At 70.9% G+C, this 17,890-nt stretch carries 15 protein-coding genes; 9 read left to right on the forward strand and 6 right to left on the reverse strand.

The genetic code is table 11. The features are described from left to right. Positions 1–96: 96 nt before the first annotated feature. A complete protein-coding gene (locus tag ACWCP2_RS28320) occupies positions 97–2,751 on the reverse strand; it encodes a heterodisulfide reductase-related iron-sulfur binding cluster (RefSeq protein ID WP_450911410.1) in 2,655 nt (884 codons plus the stop codon). A 110-nt stretch (positions 2,752–2,861) separates the two neighbouring features. Continuing rightward, positions 2,862–3,398 carry a sugar transferase gene (locus ACWCP2_RS28325; protein ID WP_450911411.1) on the reverse strand — a complete coding sequence of 179 codons (537 nt, stop codon included), beginning with the start codon at positions 3,396–3,398 and terminating at the stop codon, positions 2,862–2,864. A gap of 284 nt (positions 3,399–3,682) precedes the next feature. Between ACWCP2_RS28325 and dnaK the strand changes: the two genes are divergently transcribed. The 4 genes from dnaK to ACWCP2_RS28345 all read left to right on the forward strand — a co-directional run bounded on the left by dnaK (position 3,683) and on the right by ACWCP2_RS28345 (position 7,915). Beyond that, positions 3,683–5,530, forward strand: coding sequence for a molecular chaperone DnaK (dnaK, locus tag ACWCP2_RS28330; protein WP_399383286.1), 1,848 nt, complete (start codon positions 3,683–3,685; stop codon positions 5,528–5,530). Continuing rightward, entirely contained in the window at positions 5,530–6,198 is a 669-nt protein-coding gene (grpE, locus tag ACWCP2_RS28335; RefSeq protein WP_450911412.1) for a nucleotide exchange factor GrpE, read from the forward strand. The genes dnaK and grpE overlap by 1 nt, the downstream gene beginning before the upstream one ends. Before the next feature lie 72 nt (positions 6,199–6,270). Beyond that, positions 6,271–7,461, forward strand: coding sequence for a molecular chaperone DnaJ (dnaJ, locus tag ACWCP2_RS28340; RefSeq protein WP_450911413.1), 1,191 nt, complete (start codon positions 6,271–6,273; stop codon positions 7,459–7,461). A 1-nt stretch (position 7,462) separates the two neighbouring features. Continuing rightward, the gene (locus tag ACWCP2_RS28345) at positions 7,463–7,915 is read left to right on the forward strand and encodes a heat shock protein transcriptional repressor HspR (protein WP_450911414.1); all 453 of its coding nucleotides are present in this window, start codon (positions 7,463–7,465) and stop codon (positions 7,913–7,915) included. Between the two features lie 179 nt (positions 7,916–8,094). Here ACWCP2_RS28345 and ACWCP2_RS28350 read toward each other — a convergent pair whose 3' ends face one another. Next, positions 8,095–9,138: a helix-turn-helix transcriptional regulator gene (locus ACWCP2_RS28350; protein ID WP_450911415.1), complete on the reverse strand. Its 1,044-nt coding sequence runs from the start codon at positions 9,136–9,138 to the stop codon at positions 8,095–8,097. 282 nt (positions 9,139–9,420) lie between these two features. Here ACWCP2_RS28350 and ACWCP2_RS28355 point away from each other — a divergent pair, with 282 nt between their 5' ends. After that, a complete protein-coding gene (locus ACWCP2_RS28355; protein ID WP_388504736.1) occupies positions 9,421–9,732 on the forward strand; it encodes a (2Fe-2S)-binding protein in 312 nt (103 codons plus the stop codon). 186 nt (positions 9,733–9,918) lie between these two features. Here ACWCP2_RS28355 and ACWCP2_RS28360 read toward each other — a convergent pair whose 3' ends face one another. Continuing rightward, the gene (locus ACWCP2_RS28360) at positions 9,919–10,365 is read right to left on the reverse strand and encodes a pyridoxamine 5'-phosphate oxidase family protein (RefSeq protein ID WP_450911416.1); all 447 of its coding nucleotides are present in this window, start codon (positions 10,363–10,365) and stop codon (positions 9,919–9,921) included. A gap of 99 nt (positions 10,366–10,464) precedes the next feature. On the opposite strand from ACWCP2_RS28360, the gene clpB reads away from it, so the two are divergent. Together clpB and ACWCP2_RS28370 are read left to right on the forward strand one after the other, a co-directional pair. After that, complete coding sequence (gene clpB / locus ACWCP2_RS28365) at positions 10,465–13,050, forward strand: ATP-dependent chaperone ClpB (RefSeq protein WP_450911417.1); 2,586 nt, start codon at positions 10,465–10,467, stop codon at positions 13,048–13,050. A gap of 277 nt (positions 13,051–13,327) precedes the next feature. Continuing rightward, positions 13,328–13,888, forward strand: coding sequence for a YbjN domain-containing protein (locus tag ACWCP2_RS28370; protein ID WP_450911418.1), 561 nt, complete (start codon positions 13,328–13,330; stop codon positions 13,886–13,888). 19 nt (positions 13,889–13,907) lie between these two features. Here ACWCP2_RS28370 and ACWCP2_RS28375 read toward each other — a convergent pair whose 3' ends face one another. Beyond that, the gene (locus tag ACWCP2_RS28375) at positions 13,908–15,140 is read right to left on the reverse strand and encodes a mannosyltransferase family protein (protein ID WP_450911419.1); all 1,233 of its coding nucleotides are present in this window, start codon (positions 15,138–15,140) and stop codon (positions 13,908–13,910) included. A 90-nt stretch (positions 15,141–15,230) separates the two neighbouring features. After that, complete coding sequence (locus ACWCP2_RS28380; protein ID WP_450911420.1) at positions 15,231–16,415, reverse strand: pyridoxal phosphate-dependent aminotransferase; 1,185 nt, start codon at positions 16,413–16,415, stop codon at positions 15,231–15,233. 137 nt (positions 16,416–16,552) lie between these two features. Here ACWCP2_RS28380 and ACWCP2_RS28385 point away from each other — a divergent pair, with 137 nt between their 5' ends. Beyond that, on the forward strand, positions 16,553–16,813 hold the full coding sequence (locus ACWCP2_RS28385) for a hypothetical protein (RefSeq protein WP_450911421.1): 261 nt from the start codon (positions 16,553–16,555) through the stop codon (positions 16,811–16,813). 369 nt (positions 16,814–17,182) lie between these two features. Further along, a complete protein-coding gene (locus ACWCP2_RS28390; RefSeq protein ID WP_450911422.1) occupies positions 17,183–17,758 on the forward strand; it encodes a DUF2617 family protein in 576 nt (191 codons plus the stop codon). Positions 17,759–17,890: the final 132 nt, after the last annotated feature.

Here is a 17,890-nt window from a genome sequence, read left to right on the forward strand (position 1 = left end):
GCCGGCCTGGCGTTCGCCTGGCCGCGGGACCGCGATCGCCGCACGGGCCCGCCCCCACAGGGGGGCGGGCCGCTCCGGCGTTCGGTGCTGTACGGGCTACTTCGCCTCGGCGTCGCTCCCCGGCTCCACCGGGGCTTCCGCCTTCGGCTCGGTCGCCTCGGCCTCAGGCTTGGCTTCGGGCTCGGCCTTGGCCTCCGACTTGGGCTCTGCCGCGATCTCGGCCTTGGGCTCCGCGACGGGTTCCGCCTTGGGCTCCGCGACGGCCTCCGCCTTGGGCTCTACGGCGGGTTCCGCCTTGGGCTCCGCGACGGCCTCCGCCTTCGGCTCTACGGCGGGTTCCGCCTTGGGCTCCGCGACGGCCTCCGCCTTCGGCTCCGCGACGGCCTCCGCCTTCGGCTCCGCGACGGCCTCCGCCTTCGGCTCCGCGACGGCCTCCGCCTTCGGCTCCGCGACGACCTCCGCCGCTGCCTCCGCCTCCGGCTCCACCGCGGCCTCCGGCTCCACCGCGGGCTCCGGCTCCGGCTCGGGCTCCGGCGCCGCCTCCGGCGTCTTCACCGACTCCAGCAGCAGCTGCGCCACGTCCACCACCGTGACGTGTTCCTGCGCCTGGCCCTCGTTCTTCTTGCCGTTCACCGAGTCGGTGAGCATGACGAGGCAGAAGGGGCAGGCGGTGGAGACGATGTCCGGGTTCAGGGACAGGGCCTCGTCGACGCGCTCGTTGTTGATGCGCTTGCCGATCCGCTCCTCCATCCACATCCGCGCGCCACCGGCGCCACAGCAGAAGCCCCGCTCCTTGTGGCGGTGCATCTCCTGCTGGCGCAGGCCCGGCACGGCCGACATGATCTCGCGCGGCGGCGTGTAGACCTTGTTGTGCCGGCCCAGGTAGCACGGGTCGTGGTACGTGATCAGCCCGTCGACCGGGGTCACCGGCGTGAGGCGGCCCTCGTCGATCAGGTGCTGGAGCAGCTGCGTGTGGTGGATGACCTCGTACTCGCCGCCCAGCTGCGGGTACTCGTTCGCGATGGTGTTGAAGCAGTGCGGGCAGGTGGAGACGATGCGCTTCGCCGACTTCGGCTTCTTCGTCGACTCGTCCTCGTCGTCCTCGCCGAACGCCATGTTCAGCATCGCGACGTTCTCCTGCGCGAGCTGCTGGAACAGCGGCTCGTTGCCCAGGCGGCGCGGGGAGTCGCCGGTGCACTTCTCGTCGCCGCCCATGATCGCGAACTTGACGCCCGCGATGTTCAGCAGCTCCGCGAAGGCCTTCGTGGTCTTCTTCGCCCGGTCCTCCAGGGCGCCGGCGCAGCCGACCCAGTAGAGGTAGTCGAACTCGGAGAGGTCCTCCGCGTCCTTGCCGATGATCGGGACCTCGAAGTCCACCTCCTTGGTCCACTCGACGCGCTGCTTCTTCGCCAGGCCCCAGGGGTTGCCCTTCTTCTCCAGGTTCTTGAGCATCGTCCCGGCTTCGCTCGGGAACGCGCTCTCGATCATCACCTGGTAGCGCCGCATGTCGACGATGTGGTCGATGTGCTCGATGTCCACCGGGCACTGCTCGACGCACGCGCCGCAGCTCGTGCAGGACCACAGCACGTCGGGGTCGATGACCCCGTTCTCCTCGGCGGTGCCGATCAGCGGGCGCTCGGCCTCGGCCAGAGCCGCGGCCGGGACGTTGGCGAGCTGCTCCGGCGTCGCCTTCTCGTTGCCCTCCATGTCCTTGCCGCCGCCGGCCAGCAGGTACGGGGCCTTGGCGTGCGCGTGGTCGCGCAGCGACATGATCAGGAGCTTGGGGGAGAGGGGCTTGCCCGTGTTCCAGGCGGGGCACTGCGACTGGCAGCGGCCGCACTCCGTGCACGTGGAGAAGTCGAGGATGCCCTTCCACGAGAACTGCTCGACCTGCGAGACGCCGAAGACGTCGTCCTCGCCCGGGTCCTCGAAGTCGATGACCTTGCCGCCGCTGGTCATGGGCTGGAGCGCGCCCAGCGCGACCGCGCCGTCGGCGTTCCGCTTGAACCAGATGTTCGGGAAGCCGAGGAAGCGGTGCCAGGCCACACCCATGTTGGTGTTCAGCGAGACGACGATCATCCAGATCAGCGACGTGCCGATCTTGATCATCGCGGTGAGGTAGATGGCGTTCTGCAGCGCGCCGAGCGACATGCCCTTGAACGCCAGCACCAGCGGGTACGACACGAAGTACGCGGGCTCGTACGAGTCCACGTGGTGGATCGCGCCTTCGAGGCCGCGCAGGCACAGGATCGCGAGGCCGATGGTCAGGATGATGTACTCGACGAAGTACGCCTGCCAGGCCTTCGAACCCGCGAAGCGGGACTTGCGGCCGGCCCGCGAGGGCAGCGACGCGAGGCGGATGCCCATCAGGACGACGATGCCGAGCACCGTCATCAGGCCGATGAACTCGATGTAGAGCTCGAAGGGCAGGAAGCCGCCGACGATCGGGAGCACCCAGTCGGCCTGGAAGAGCTGCCCGTACGCCTGCAGCAGCGTGGGCGGCAGCGTCAGGAAGCCGATCGCGACGAACCAGTGCGCGAAGCCGACGAGGCCCCAGCGGTTCATCCGGCTGTGGCCGAGGAACTCCCGGACCAGGGTGATCGTTCGGGACTTCGGGTCGTCCGTACGGCTGCCTGCCGGTACGGGCTGTCCGAGCTTCACGAAACGGTAGATCTGCGCCACGGCTCGGGCGAGCAGCGCGACGCCGACCACGGTCAGGACCAGCGACACGATGATCGCGGCGAGTTGCATGGGAGGGCTCCTCGGGCGGCACTTACTAAGCGGTAACTTATCCAGTCAAGGCTTGAGGTTACCCAGTCCCGACGCCGCAATGTAGCCGAGCGTGCGGTGATCTGCGTCGCTCAGGGTCGCCTGTGCCGCCAGGCCGCCCGCGGGGTCTGAGCGAGGATCGCCAGGTCCATCCCCAGCCAGTGGTTCTCCACATAGTGCCGGTCCAGCAGGTCCATCTCCTCCCACGGCAGGTCCGAACGCGCGCTCACCTGCCACAGCCCGGTCATCCCGGGCCGTACGAGGAGCCGCTCGGGCCGGTCGCCGCCGGGCTGCGGCCGCGGCCCGACCAGCGACATCTCGCCCCGCACCACGTTGAGCAGCTGTGGCAGTCCGTCCAGCGCGCACCGCTCCAGCGCCGCCCCGGGCCGGCCCTTGCCGGCGCGGAAGCGCCACGCCCGGTACGGCCGCCCGGCCAGGCCCGCCGCCGGTTCGCGTACGAGGACGCCCGCGCCCTGGGTCGCGTACAGCAGGGCGGCGGTCAGCAGCAGCGGTACGAGGAGCACCCCGAGCAGCAGCGCCGCCCCGGCGAGGTCGAGCACCCGCTTGGCCGAGGGCGGGGCCGGGAGCTGCGGCACGGCGGGAAGCGGGAGCGGGAGCAGCTTCTGCATGCCAGCACGGTGCCGCACCCCTCCGGCGGTGCGCGGGTGCCGCGCGGCCGCGGTGCCCCGAATGGCGCTCCCGGGTATCCCCGGGCGTCTCCTGGCGTACACGGCGTCCCCCCGGCGTCCCCGTGCGCCTCCGGCATCCCCCGGGCGTCCCCGGGCGTAATCGAGCCTCCCTGAGCGTAAGGGGAGCCTAAAGGTTGAGTCCCCTCGACTCACCTCTGTTGACACCGCCGGAGCGGTGGGGCACTCTTGAGTCTGTTCCACTCAAGTCAGCTGGAGGAATCAAAATGGCACGTGCGGTCGGCATCGACCTGGGCACCACTAACTCCGTCGTCAGCGTTCTGGAAGGCGGAGAGCCCACCGTCATCACCAACGCCGAAGGCGCCAGGACCACGCCGTCCGTCGTCGCCTTCGCCAAGAACGGCGAGGTCCTCGTCGGCGAGGTGGCCAAGCGCCAGGCGGTCACGAACGTGGACCGGACCATCCGCTCCGTCAAGCGCCACATGGGCACTGACTGGAAGATCAACCTGGATGGCAAGGACTTCAACCCGCAGCAGATGAGCGCCTTCATCCTGCAGAAGCTGAAGCGCGACGCCGAGGCGTACCTGGGCGAGAAGGTCACGGACGCGGTCATCACCGTCCCGGCCTACTTCAACGACTCCGAGCGCCAGGCGACGAAGGAGGCCGGCGAGATCGCGGGCCTGAACGTCCTGCGTATTGTCAACGAGCCGACGGCCGCCGCCCTGGCCTACGGTCTCGACAAGGACGACCAGACCATTCTCGTCTTCGACCTCGGTGGCGGCACCTTCGACGTGTCCCTCCTGGAGATCGGCGACGGCGTCGTCGAGGTGAAGGCCACCAACGGTGACAACCACCTCGGTGGCGACGACTGGGACCAGCGCGTCGTCGACTACCTGGTGAAGCAGTTCCAGAACGGTCACGGCGTCGACCTGTCCAAGGACAAGATGGCGCTCCAGCGTCTGCGCGAGGCCGCCGAGAAGGCGAAGATCGAGCTGTCCTCCTCCACGGAGACCTCGATCAACCTGCCCTACATCACGGCGTCCGCCGAGGGCCCGCTGCACCTGGACGAGAAGCTCACGCGCTCGCAGTTCCAGCAGCTGACCGCGGACCTGCTCGACCGCTGCAAGACCCCGTTCCACAACGTCATCAAGGACGCGGGCATCAACCTGTCCGAGATCGACCACGTGGTCCTGGTCGGCGGCTCCACCCGCATGCCGGCCGTCGCCGAGCTCGTCAAGGAGCTCACCGGCGGTCAGGACGCCAACAAGGGCGTCAACCCGGACGAGGTCGTCGCCATCGGCGCGACCCTCCAGGCGGGCGTGCTCAAGGGTGAGGTCAAGGACGTCCTGCTCCTCGACGTGACCCCGCTGTCCCTGGGTATCGAAACCAAGGGCGGCATCATGACCAAGCTCATCGAGCGCAACACCACGATCCCGACCAAGCGGTCCGAGATCTTCACGACGGCCGAGGACAACCAGCCGTCCGTGCAGATCCAGGTCTACCAGGGCGAGCGCGAGATCGCGGCGTACAACAAGAAGCTCGGCATGTTCGAGCTGACCGGCCTGCCGCCGGCCCCGCGTGGCGTCCCGCAGATCGAGGTCTCCTTCGACATCGACGCGAACGGCATCATGCACGTCACTGCCAAGGACCTGGGCACTGGCAAGGAGCAGAAGATGACCGTCACCGGCGGCTCTTCGCTCGGCAAGGACGAGGTCGACCGCATGCGCCAGGAGGCGGAGCAGTACGCGGACGAGGACCTGCGCCGCAAGGAAGCGGCCGAGTCCCGCAACCAGGGCGAGAGCCTGGTGTACCAGACGGAGAAGTTCGTCAAGGACAACGAGGACAAGGTCCCGGCCGACGTCAAGGAAGAGGTCGAGGCCTCCATCGCCGAGCTGAAGGAAAAGCTCAAGGGCGAGGACGCGGCCGAGATCCGCACCGCGACCGAGAAGCTCGGTGCCGTCAGCCAGAAGCTCGGCCAGGCGATCTACGCCGACGCCGGTGCCCAGGCCGCCGGTGGCGCGCCGACCGGTGACGCCGGCCAGGCCGACGCCAACGACGACGTCGTCGACGCCGAGATCGTCGACGACGAGAAGCCGAAGGGTGGCGCTGCCTGATGTCGGAGGAGACCCCGGGCTTCGACGAGAAGCCCGAAGTCCCCGCCGACGGCACGCCCGAAGACGACGCCGCCGAGCCGAAGGCCGCAGCTTCCTCCAAGGAGGAGGCCGCGGCCCCGGCCGGGGATTCCGCAGCAGCACCCGACGTCGCTCTCCTGGCCCAGCTGGACCAGGCCCGTACCGCGCTCGGCGAGCGCACCGCGGACCTCCAGCGGCTCCAGGCGGAGTACCAGAACTACCGCCGTCGCGTGGAGCGGGACCGGATCGCCGTCAAGGAGATCGCGGTCGCGTCCCTCCTGACGGAACTGCTCCCGACCCTGGACGACATCGGCCGGGCGCGGGAACATGGCGAGCTGGTCGGCGGCTTCAAGTCGGTGGCCGAATCGCTGGAGACCGCCGCGGCCAAGATGGGCCTGCAGCAGTTCGGCAAGGAGGGCGAGCCCTTCGACCCGACGATCCACGAGGCCCTGATGCACTCGTACGCGCCGGACGTCACCGAGGACACCTGCGTGGCGATCCTGCAGCCGGGGTACCGCATCGGCGAGCGTACGATCCGTCCCGCGCGGGTCGCGGTGGCCGAGCCCCAGCCGGGCGCGGCCCCGAAGTCCGAGGCGGCGGAAGGCGAGTCCGCGTCGGACAAGGACGCGGATGCCCCCGACAAGGGCTGACGCTGAGGCGCCCTTTGCACGACACGTACGGCACGTAGGACAAGAAGCGGTCCGAGAGGAGGGACACCGGGGATGAGCACGAAGGACTTCGTCGAGAAGGACTACTACAAGGTTCTCGGTGTCCCGAAGGACGCCACCGAGGCCGAGATCAAGAAGGCCTACCGGAAGCTCGCCCGCGAGTTCCACCCGGACGCCAACAAGGGCGACGCCTCGGCCGAGGAGCGCTTCAAGGAGATCTCCGAGGCGAACGACATCCTCGGTGACGCCAAGAAGCGCAAGGAGTACGACGAGGCCCGCGCCCTGTTCGGGAACGGGGCCTTCCGGCCCGGTCCCGGCGGGGGCGGCGGCGGCTCGTTCAACTTCGACCTCGGCGACCTCTTCGGAGGCCAGCAGCAGGGCGGCGCGGGCGGCGGCTTCGGCGGCGGCGGACTGGGCGACGTCTTCGGCGGCCTGTTCAACCGCGGCGGAGCCGGCGCGGGTGCGGGCACCCGTACCCAGCCGCGCCGCGGCCAGGACATCGAGTCGGAGGTCACCCTCTCCTTCACGGAGGCGGTGGACGGGGCCACGGTCCCGCTCCGGATGTCCTCGCAGGCGCCCTGCAAGGCCTGTTCGGGCACCGGCGACAAGAACGGCACGCCCCGCGTGTGCCCGACCTGCGTCGGCACCGGCCAGGTCTCGCGCGGCAGCGGCGGCGGCTTCTCGCTGACCGACCCCTGCGCGGACTGCAAGGGCCGCGGCCTCATCGCCGAGACCCCCTGCGACATCTGCAAGGGCAGCGGGCGGGCCCGCAGTTCCCGGACCATGCAGGTCCGGATCCCGGCGGGGGTCTCCGACTCCCAGCGGATCCGGCTGCGCGGCAAGGGAGCTCCGGGCGAGCGCGGCGGCCCGGCCGGTGACCTGTACGTGGTCGTGCACGTGGACGCGCACCCGGTCTTCGGCCGCAAGGACGACAACCTCACGGTGACCGTTCCGGTGACCTTCGCGGAGGCGGCGCTGGGAGCCGACATCAAGGTCCCGACCTTGAACGGCCCCTCGGTGACGCTGAAGCTGCCCCCGGGCACCCCGGGCGGCCGTACGATGCGGGCCCGCGGCAAGGGAGCGGTCCGCAAGGACGGCACCCGCGGCGACCTGCTCGTCACGGTGGAGGTCGCGGTCCCGACCGAGCTGAACGACAAGGCCCGCGAGGCCATGGAGCTGTACCGCGAGGCGACGGAGTCCGAGGACCCGCGCTCCGCGCTGTTCGAGTCCGCGAAGGGAGCATGACATGGACGGCCGCCGTAGGAGCCACTACCAGCTCACCGATGAGACCCCGGTCTACGTGATCTCGGTGGCCGCCCAGCTCTCGGGCCTGCATCCGCAGACCCTGCGCCAGTACGACCGTCTCGGCCTGGTCTCCCCGGGCCGTACGGCCGGGCGCGGCCGGCGCTACTCGGCCCGTGACATCGAACTGCTCCGCACGGTGCAGGCACTGTCCCAGGAAGAGGGCATCAACCTGGCCGGCATCAAGCGGATCATCGAGCTGGAGAACCAGGTCGCCGCGCTCCAGCAGCGCGTGGCCGAGCTCTCGAGCGCCGTCGACGGCGCGGCCGCCGTGCTCCAGCAGCGCGAGGCCCAGGTGCACGCCTCGTACCGGCGCGACCTGGTCCCGTACCAGGCGCCCCAGCCGGGCAACGCCCTGGTCGTCTGGCGGCCGGCGCCGAAGCGGCCGCTGGGCTGAGGCGGAGCCCGCAGCCCGTGGCCGGACCCGTACGCCCGTAGTGCGCAAGGCCCCGCCCGGACCCTCTCGAAGGGTCCGGGCGGGGCCTCTGTGCGTCTCTGTGCGTCTCTGTGTGCCGCCCTCGGGGCGTCGGAGGCCCGCGGGCAGCCAGGTGGCCGCCCGGGTCCGGCCGCAGGCCGTCAGCGCGGCTCCGGCAGCCCCTCGGCGTCCGTGGGGCCCGAGTCGTGGAGGATGCCGGACTCGGCGATGAGGTAGCCCAGTTGGGCCCTGCTGCCGCTGCCGAGGGCGGTGGCCAGTTTGGCGATGTGCGCGCGGCAGGTGCGCACGTTCATGCCGAGGCGCCGGGCGATGGCCTCGTCGACGTGCCCCTCGATGAGGAGGTGCGCGATGGAGCGCTGCACGCCGGAGATCCCGTCCGGGCTGTGCGTGTAGGTGACCTTGTCGTTCAGCGGTACGGCCCGGCGCCACAGCTGCTCGAAGACCTTGATGAGGTACTCGATCAGTCCGGGGTGCCGCAGTTCCAGCGCCACCCGCCGGTCATGGCTCGCGGGGATGAAGGCCACCGTACGGTCGAAGATCATGAGACGCTCGATGAGCTCCTCCAGTGTGCGGATCTCCACCTTGCCCGTGGAGATCCTGTCCACATAGGCGAGCGTGCCCTGGCTGTGCCGCACGGTGTGCTGGTAGAGCGTACGGATCTTCACGCCGCGGTCGATCATCGGCGAGGCGCGCTCCAGGGACTGACTGAGGCTGAACGTCGGCCGTGCGCCACCCGGCTGGACGGTCAGGGCCTCGGTGTGGCACTCGGCGGTGGCGAGGTCGATGGCCGCGTTGATCTGGTCGAATCCCTCCAGCACCGTGATGGCGTGGGTGTTGGCGGGGCTCTGGGCGCTGAGGGCGAGGAACGGCTCGAAAGCGTCGGTGAGATCCACGGCGGTTCGGCGCCGGTCCTGGATCTCGCGTTCGATCGGGTGGAGCCGCTGGGCGAGCGCGACGGACGGTGGAACCGCGCGGAGTTGGTTCGCGTCGTCCGGGTCGGGGCGCAGCAGGGCGAATTCGAGCAGGCAGGGGGCGTTCTTCACTTCACCGCGGGCGACGCGGCCGGTGCTCAGTGCCGCTGCGTAGAGTCGGGTTCCCTCGGCGCACATCTCCGTGACGGGGTGGTGATGTGTCGGGTTTGTTGTGCTCTGCGGCAAATCTCCACCCCCCAGGGTCCTGAACATGTAAGAACATGATGCATCGTCCCTGTGGCACTGACGTGCCTGAATGAGCCATCGTCTGTCAGTGCGGGGGAGAAGATTCCATCAAGTGAGGACGAAGCCGACCATGTATAAGAGAATGCTTCGCTCGGCGCTTGCCGTTGTTTTCTCCGTCGTCGCGATCTTTGGGGCAGTCGCCGCCGTCAACGGGGACACGGGAAGCGCGGATACCAGTGCGAGTGCGCCCGCCGAGAAGAAGGTCGGGAACGACTTCGGCTGGGACACCATCCCTGCGCGGGTTTCCTGATGACCCCCGACGACCACGGATTCCGCCGTGAAATGGCATCGGCATACCGCTCCGGCTGGCAGTTCATCGATCTCACCAGTGCCATTCCCTATGCCGGTGACTCGCTGAAGGTCACCCTCTTCGGCCAGCCCATCATCGTGGTGCGGGAAGAGGACGAGGACGTCCGCGCCTACCGCTGTCTGCGTCGTCCCCGGGGAGCGCCGCAGCCCGTCCGCTGCGAGATCCGGTACGGCATGGTCTTCGTCAATCTGGACCAGCGTGATCACCAACTTTTCGAGCCCGACTCCGCCGCCACCCCCCGCAGTGCCTGAAGCGATTCCCCTGTCGTCGCAGATCGCTCAGGTACTACCCCCCACACAGCGGCGCCATCGTGGACCTGACCACGATGGCGCCGCTGTGATGTTCCTGTCCAGAGGTCGGAACGCACAGGAACGAGCCGTACGGGAACGGGCCGTACGGGAACGGGCCCGCCGGCGCACCCGGCCGGACGCCTGCGCCTAAGCGCGCCCCATGGCCCGGTCCAGGCTGATCTCCACCACCACCCGGTCCGGGTTCGGCGAGGGCGTCCGCCCGTACCGCTCCGCGTAGCGGCGCACCGCCTCCGCGACCGAGGCCTCGTCGTCACGGACCACCGCGCGGCCCTCCAGGGTCGCCCAGCGCCGCCCATCCAGCTGGCACACCGCCACCCGGGCCCCGCCCTGCGGGCCGCCCTGCGACGCCAGCACGTTGCGGACCTTCTTGCTGTGCTTGTTGCTGATCACCCGTGCCAGCCCGGCCTGCGGGTCGTACGTCACGCCCACCGGGACCACGTGCGGGCTGCCGTCGGGGCGGTGGGTGGTCAGCGTGCAGATGTGCCGCTCCCGCCAGAAGGCGAGGTACTCCGGCGTCGGGTTGAGTACGTCTTGGGTCGGGCGGGCCGTGCCGGCCGGGCGGGGAGTCGACATGCGCGAAGAGTACGTCCCTCCACCTTGAGTGGAATAGACTCAACTTTGTGCAGGTTGCTCATGTAAAGCACACACAGGAGAGGAAGGGAGAAGGCGCACGTGGATGCCGAGCTGACCAACAGGAGCCGGGACGCGCTGAACGCGGCCACGACCAGGGCCGTCAAGGACGGGCACGCGGACCTGACGCCCGCGCACCTGCTGCTGGCGCTGCTCGCCGGCGAGGACAACGAGAACATCACCGACCTGCTCGCCGCGACCGACGCCGACCAGGCGGCCGTACGCGCGGGAGCGGACCGCCTGCTCGCCGCCCTGCCCAGCGTCACGGGCTCCACGGTCGCGCCGCCGCAGCCCACCCGCGAGCTGCTCGCCGTACTGGCCGAGGCCGACGCGCAGGCCGGGAAGCTCGGTGACGAGTACCTCTCCACCGAACACCTGCTCATCGCCCTCGCCGCCAAGGGCGGCGCGGCCGGCGAGCTCCTTTCCGCCCAGGGCGCGACCGCGAAGAAGCTGCTGTCGGCCTTCGAGAACGCAAGAGGAGGGCGGAGGGTGACCACCCCCGACCCCGAGGGCCAGTACAAGGCCCTGGAGAAGTTCGGCACCGACTTCACGGCCGCCGCCCGCGAGGGCAAGCTCGACCCCGTCATCGGCCGCGACCACGAGATCCGCCGCGTCGTCCAGGTGCTCTCGCGCCGGACGAAGAACAACCCGGTGCTCATCGGCGAGCCCGGCGTCGGCAAGACCGCCGTCGTCGAGGGCCTGGCCCAGCGCATCGTCAAGGGCGACGTCCCCGAATCGCTGAAGAACAAGCGGCTGGTCTCCCTGGACCTCGGCGCGATGGTGGCCGGCGCCAAGTACCGCGGCGAGTTCGAGGAGCGGCTCAAGACGGTCCTCGCGGAGATCAAGTCCAGCGACGGCCAGATCATCACCTTCATCGACGAGCTGCACACGGTCGTCGGCGCGGGCGCCGGCGGGGACTCCTCCATGGACGCGGGCAACATGCTCAAGCCCATGCTGGCCCGCGGCGAACTGCGCATGGTCGGCGCGACCACCCTCGACGAGTACCGCGAGCGGATCGAGAAGGACCCGGCGCTGGAGCGGCGCTTCCAGCAGGTGCTGGTGGCGGAGCCGAGCGTCGAGGACACCATCGCGATCCTGCGCGGGCTCAAGGGCCGCTACGAGGCGCACCACAAGGTCGTCATCAACGACAGTGCGCTCGTCGCCGCGGCCACCCTCTCCGACCGCTACATCACCTCCCGCTTCCTGCCCGACAAGGCCATCGACCTCGTCGACGAGTCCATGTCCCGGCTCCGGATGGAGATCGACTCCTCCCCGCTGGAGATCGACGAGCTGCAGCGCTCGGTCGACCGCCTGCGCATGGAGGAGCTGGCCCTGAACAACGAGTCCGACCCGGCCTCGCGCGAGCGCCTGGAGAAGATCCGCAAGGACCTCGCGGACAAGGAGGAGGACCTGCGGGGCCTCACCGCCCGCTGGGAGAAGGAGAAGCAGTCCCTCAACCGGGTCGGCGAGCTCAAGGAGCGCCTGGACGACCTGCGCGGCCAGGCCGAGCGCGCCCAGCGCGACGGGGACTTCGACACCGCCTCCCAGCTGCTCTACGGGGAGATCCCCGCGCTGGAGCGGGAGCTCGTGGACGCCACCGAGGCCGAGGCCGAGGTCTCGCGCGACACCATGGTCAAGGACGAGGTCGGCCCGGACGACATCGCCGACGTGGTCGGCGCCTGGACGGGCATCCCGGCCGGCCGCCTCTTGGAGGGCGAGACCCAGAAGCTGCTCCGCATGGAGGAGGAGCTGGGCCGCCGCCTGATCGGCCAGGGCGAGGCCGTGCGCGCCGTCTCCGACGCCGTACGCCGCACCCGTGCGGGCATCGCGGACCCGGACCGGCCGACCGGCTCGTTCCTCTTCCTCGGGCCGACCGGCGTGGGCAAGACGGAGCTGGCCAAGGCCCTCGCGGACTTCCTCTTCGACGACGAGCGGGCCATGATCCGCATCGACATGTCGGAGTACGGCGAGAAGCACAGCGTGGCCCGGCTCGTCGGCGCCCCGCCCGGCTACGTGGGCTACGAGGAGGGCGGCCAGCTGACGGAGGCCGTCCGCAGGCGCCCGTACAGCGTCGTCCTCCTGGACGAGGTGGAGAAGGCCCACCCCGAGGTCTTCGACGTCCTGCTCCAGGTCCTCGACGACGGCCGCCTCACCGACGGCCAGGGCCGGACGGTGGATTTCCGCAACACCATCCTGATCCTGACCTCGAACCTGGGCAGCCAGTTCCTGATGGACCCGTCCACAGGTGCGGACGAGAAGAAGGCCCGGGTCCTGGACGTGGTGCGGGCCTCCTTCAAGCCGGAGTTCCTCAACCGCCTCGACGACCTGGTCGTCTTCTCCGCCCTGAGCGGGGCGGAGCTGGCCCACATCGCCGAGCTCCAGATCGGCCGCCTGGCCAAGCGCCTGGCCGAACGCCGCCTCACCCTGGACGTGACCCCCGAGGCCCTGGCCTGGCTGGCGGAGAAGGGCAACGACCCGGCGTACGGTGCCCGCCCGCTGCGCCGCCTGATCCAGACGGCCATCGGCGACCGCCTGGCCAAGGAGATCCTCGCGGGCGAGGTCCGCGACGGAGACACCGTCCGCGTGTCGGTGGCGGGCGACGGCCTGCTGGTGGGCAAGGCGCTGTAGCGGGCCCGCGGAAGCCCCGCGGAAGCCTCGCGGAAGCCCCGCGGAAGCCCCGGTGACAAGGCGCTGAAATCCGGCGCGGCACCGGCCCGGAATCCGCCGCCGTACCGGCCCGGAATCCGCCGCCATACCGCCCCAAGCCGGGCCCCGGCACCGCCGGGGCCCGGCTTACCCGGGCCCTACTCCTGTCCGCCCTGCGCGGATCGGGACCTTCCGGGGTGGACACGGGGTGGGCGCGATGGGGGAGGATGGCGGCATCCGCACGAAGGGAAGTCACACGGTGAGCATCGACCCGGCCTCGATTCCGAACTTCGGAGGGCAGCAGCCCGATCCGCAGGCCACTGGACCGGCGGGCCCCGTCGTCCCCGACCAGGACCTGGTCAAGCAGCTCCTGGAGCAGATGGAGCTCAAGTACGTCGTCGACGACGAGGGTGACCTCGCGGCGCCGTGGGAGGACTTCCGCACGTACTTCATGTTCCGCGGCGAGGACGAGCAGCAGGTCTTCTCCGTGCGGACGTTCTACGACCGCCCGCACAAGATCGACGAGAAGCCCCAGCTCCTGGAGTCGATCGACGACTGGAACCGCCGCACGCTGTGGCCCAAGGTCTACAGCCACACGCACGACGACGGCTCGGTCCGCCTGATCGGCGAGGCGCAGATGCTGATCGGCACCGGCGTGAGCCTGGAGCACTTCGTGTCCTCCACGGTCAGCTGGGTCCGCGCGTCGATCGAGTTCGACAAGTGGCTCGTCGAGCAGTTCGGCCTGGAGAAGGACGTCGATTCGGCGGACTCGGCCGACGGGAAGGCCGACGGCGAGGACGGGGACAGCGAGACCAACTAGGTCTCCGCGGGCGCCACGGTCACGGCGCCACCCCGGACACGAGCAGCAGGTACGGCCCGTACGCGTACGAGAGCCCGGCCAGCACCCCGGTCACCACGACCGCGGTGCGCGGCCGGGCTTTCGCCATGAGGGCCGCCACCGGCAGCAGCAGCGGGAACGCGGGCAGCAGGAAGCGCGGCTTCGACTCGAAGAAGCCGGCGCCGCCGTAGGTCATCACCAGCAGCACGCCCGTGTACACCAGCAGCGGCAGCGGGATCCTCCGGTCGGCCGCCAGCAGCCCGGCGAGCACCAGCGCGGCCACCAGCAGGGCCACCGTCACCGTCGTGGCGAGCTCCACCGAGCCCGGCGAGCCCAGGGCGTGCCGGGCGGAGCGCAGCGCCCCCGCGCCGAAGTCGAAGCGCGAGCCCCAGCCGCTCTGCACGGCGAAGTAGCCGCCGAGCGGATCGTCCCGGCGCACGCCGACGAGCAGGACGTACGCGGCCCAGCCCGCGGGAGCGGCCAGCCCGGCGGCCCACACCCGCGCGGGCGCGCGGCCCCGCCGCCGGCAGATCTCGTACGCCGCGGCCGCCGTCACGGCCGCGGCGACCGCGATCCCGGTGGGCCGGGTCAGCCCCGCGAGCACGGCGAGCCCCGCCGCCCACCCCCACCTGCCCCGCAGCAGGGCGTACAGGGCCCAGGCCGCGAAGGCGGCCAGCAGGGGCTCGGTGTAGGCGAGGGTCAGCATGAGCGCGTGCGGCAGCACGGCCCACAGCGCGACGAGCAGCACCCCGGCGCGGACCCCGAGCACGTGCTCCCCGACCCGGTACACGCCCACGGCGGCCGTGCCCGCGGCGATCCAGGCGACGGCCAGCGCGGCGACGGTCAGCGAGCCGGGCAGCACGAGGGAGGCGCAGCGGATCAGGACGGGGTAGAGCGGGAAGAACGCGGAGTCGCTCTGCACGGACCCGATGCCGGGATAGACCTGGGTCCGGCCGTAGCCGTGCTCGGCGATCCGCAGGTACCAGACGGAGTCCCAGGACTCCCCGAGCACCCGTACGGGGCTGCGCCCGGTCCACCACGCCGCCACGGCGGCCGCGAGCACGCCGACGGCGCGCACGGCCGCGTACACGCCGAGTGCGAGGAGCACGCCCGGGACCCGGCGGGCCCGGGCGGTGAGCCGACCGGGCCGGGAGCCGCCCGGCGGCGTCCGCGCGTGCGTCCGCTTCAGCGCCTGCTTCTGCGTCTGCTTCTGCGTCTGCGTCTGCGTCGCCATGCGTCCCGACTTCCTGGGGGCTCCCGGCCGGTCGCCACGATGGGCAAACCCTACGACGACGGGGCCGCCGGGCCCCCGGACCGACCCCGTTCAGAGCCGCCGCAGCCGCTCCACCGCCTCCTGGAGGACGTCCGTGCGCTTGCAGAAGGCCCAGCGGACATGGGCGGCCCCGGCGGCCTTGTCGTCGTAGAAGACCTGGTTCGGGATGGCCACCACCCCGACGCGTTCCGGCAGGGCCCGGCAGAAGGCCACGCCGTCGTGCTCGCCGAGGGGGGTGATGTCGGTGGTGACGAAGTAGGTGCCCTGCGGGCGGAACACCTCGAAGCCGGCCGCCGCGAGGCCGTCGGAGAGGAGGTCGCGCTTGGCGGCGAGGTCCGCGCGGAAGGAGTCGTAGTAGGCGTCGGGGAGGGCGAGGGCCTCGGCGATGGCGTACTGGAACGGGCCCGAGGACACGTACGTCAGGTACTGCTTCGCCGAGCGGACCGCCGTGACCAGCTCCGGCGTCCCCGTCACCCAGCCGACCTTCCAGCCCGTGAAGGAGAAGCTCTTGCCGGCGGAGGAGATGGTGACCGTGCGCTCGCGCATGCCCGGCAGGCTCGCCAGCGGGGTGTGGACGCCGTCGAAGACCAGGTGCTCGTACACCTCGTCCGTGATGACCAGCAGATCGCGCGAGACGGCCAGCTCGGCGACCGCGGCCAGCTCGGCGGGGTTCAGGACGGTGCCCGTCGGATTGTGCGGGGTGTTCAGCAGCAGGAGGCGGGTGCGGGGGGTGACCGCGGCCTTCAGCGCGTCCACGTCGAGGCGGAAGTCCGGGGCGCGCAGGGTCAGCGGAACCCGGACGGCCCCGGCCATGGCGATGCAGGCGGCGTAGGAGTCGTAGAAGGGCTCCAGGGCGATGACCTCGTCGCCCGGCTCCAGCAGGGCCAGGAGCGAGGCCGCGATGGCCTCGGTGGCACCGGCGGTGACGAGCACCTCGGTGTCCGGGTCGTAGGACAGGCCGTAGAAGCGCTGCTGGTGGGCGGCGATCGCCGTACGCAGCTCCGGGACGCCGGGGCCCGGCGGGTACTGGTTCCCCCGGCCGTCGCGGATCGCGCGCACCGCGGCCTCGGCGATCTCGGCGGGGCCGTCGGTGTCGGGGAAGCCCTGGCCGAGGTTGATGGATCCCGTGGCGGTGGCCAGGGCGGACATCTCCGCGAAGATCGTGGTGCCGAAGGCCGCCAGCTTGCGGTTGAGGAAGGGGCGGGCGGGGCCGTTGGTGCGTTCGGGATCGCTCATGGACGCAATCCTGCGGGGAAGCTCTGGACTTGCTCAAGTGTGCTTTGGGCCGCGGACGGCCCGGGCATCCCCCCAGCACGCGGGACGAAGGGGATCCCGCACCCCGGGGAACCGGGGGAGCAGAGAGGGGTCGGGGGATGATCCTCGGAATAGTGATCTTCGTGATCGTGGTCGCGGTGATCGTCGTGGTGGCGGTCAAGTCGGGTGGCGGGGGCCGCGGGGGACGCGCGGGCCGCAGGGGCGGCAGCGCCGCCAGCGGCGGTGCGGGCTGGTGGGCCGGGAGCGACTCCGGAGGTTCCTCCTCCTCGTGCGGCTCCTCGTCGTCCAGCTGCGGATCCTCCTCCAGCTGCGGTTCCTCGTCCTCGTCCTGCGGCGGCGGAGGATGCGGTTCCAGCTGACACGGGGCAGCATGGATCCATGGCCTTCGACGCCGGACCACCTTCGTACCGCGTCCCGCATACGTGAGGCGCCCGCCGGGCACAACTTCCGTCGGGCGTCTTCTTGTTCGGACGTCACGGCCGCGCATTACGGCGTACGGGCGGCATGCGGTTGAACACGTGAACTGTGTAGCCCCCGAGGGGATGTAAACCCCTGCAACTTGGGTAAAAACGCTGTGAGTGCCGTGCCTTTCATGATTCCCTCGGTTGAGTAGACCAGTCCTCGGACCTCCCTGGACTTCCTGTGGACCCGTGCCGGTGTCCCCCCACCCGTTGACTACCGCTGGCGGGCCCCGGCCCATCTCCCTCGCGCGTTTGCGGAGCCGACTCATGCTCACGACCCTCCAGACCACCTATACCGACACGCGTGCCGCCGATCTCGCCTGGGCCCTGGGACGGGAGCGGCTGCCCGCCCTGGCCGTACTGAATCTCGAACTGGGTGACGCGAAAGTGGAGTTGCGTCTGCTCGGAGCCTCCCACCAGGTGCTCCTGGAGGAGGGCGACGTGCTCTGCTCCGAGACCGTCGCCTGCATGCCCGGCAGCAGCACCCCGCTTCCGCTCGGCGTGGCCAAGCGCGTCGGCGACTGGGAGTACGAGTTCGCCGCGCGGGTCGAGAACCTCTCGCGCGGCTCCTTCGCCGGACGGGCCCAGGAACTGCTCGCCCTGGTCGCGGACCACCCGAACGGGCTCGCCGGCACCTTCCCCGGCAGCCCGCACGCCTTCACCGCCATGCTCGCGCAGCGCTACGAGGGCCAGGTCCGGTGGCGGACCTGGCACGCGTATCCGCAGGAAGGGCAGTTGGTCGCCACGCGCACCCGGGTCGGCGTACGGGCCGCGGGAGCCGGCGCGGACGCGGGCACGGCGGGCGCCGCACAGCTGGGGGCACCCGCACCGGTGCTGATCTAGGCGGCCCGGGCCCCTCCCTCCGGGGGCGCCGGCCCCTCTCTCCGGGGGCGCCGGGCCCCCCTCTCCGAGGGCGCTTGGGCCTCCCGGGGCGCCGGCCCCTCCGGAGGCGCCCGGCGCCGATCCGGGGGCCCC

This window comes from Streptomyces sp. NPDC002104 (assembly GCF_053593795.1).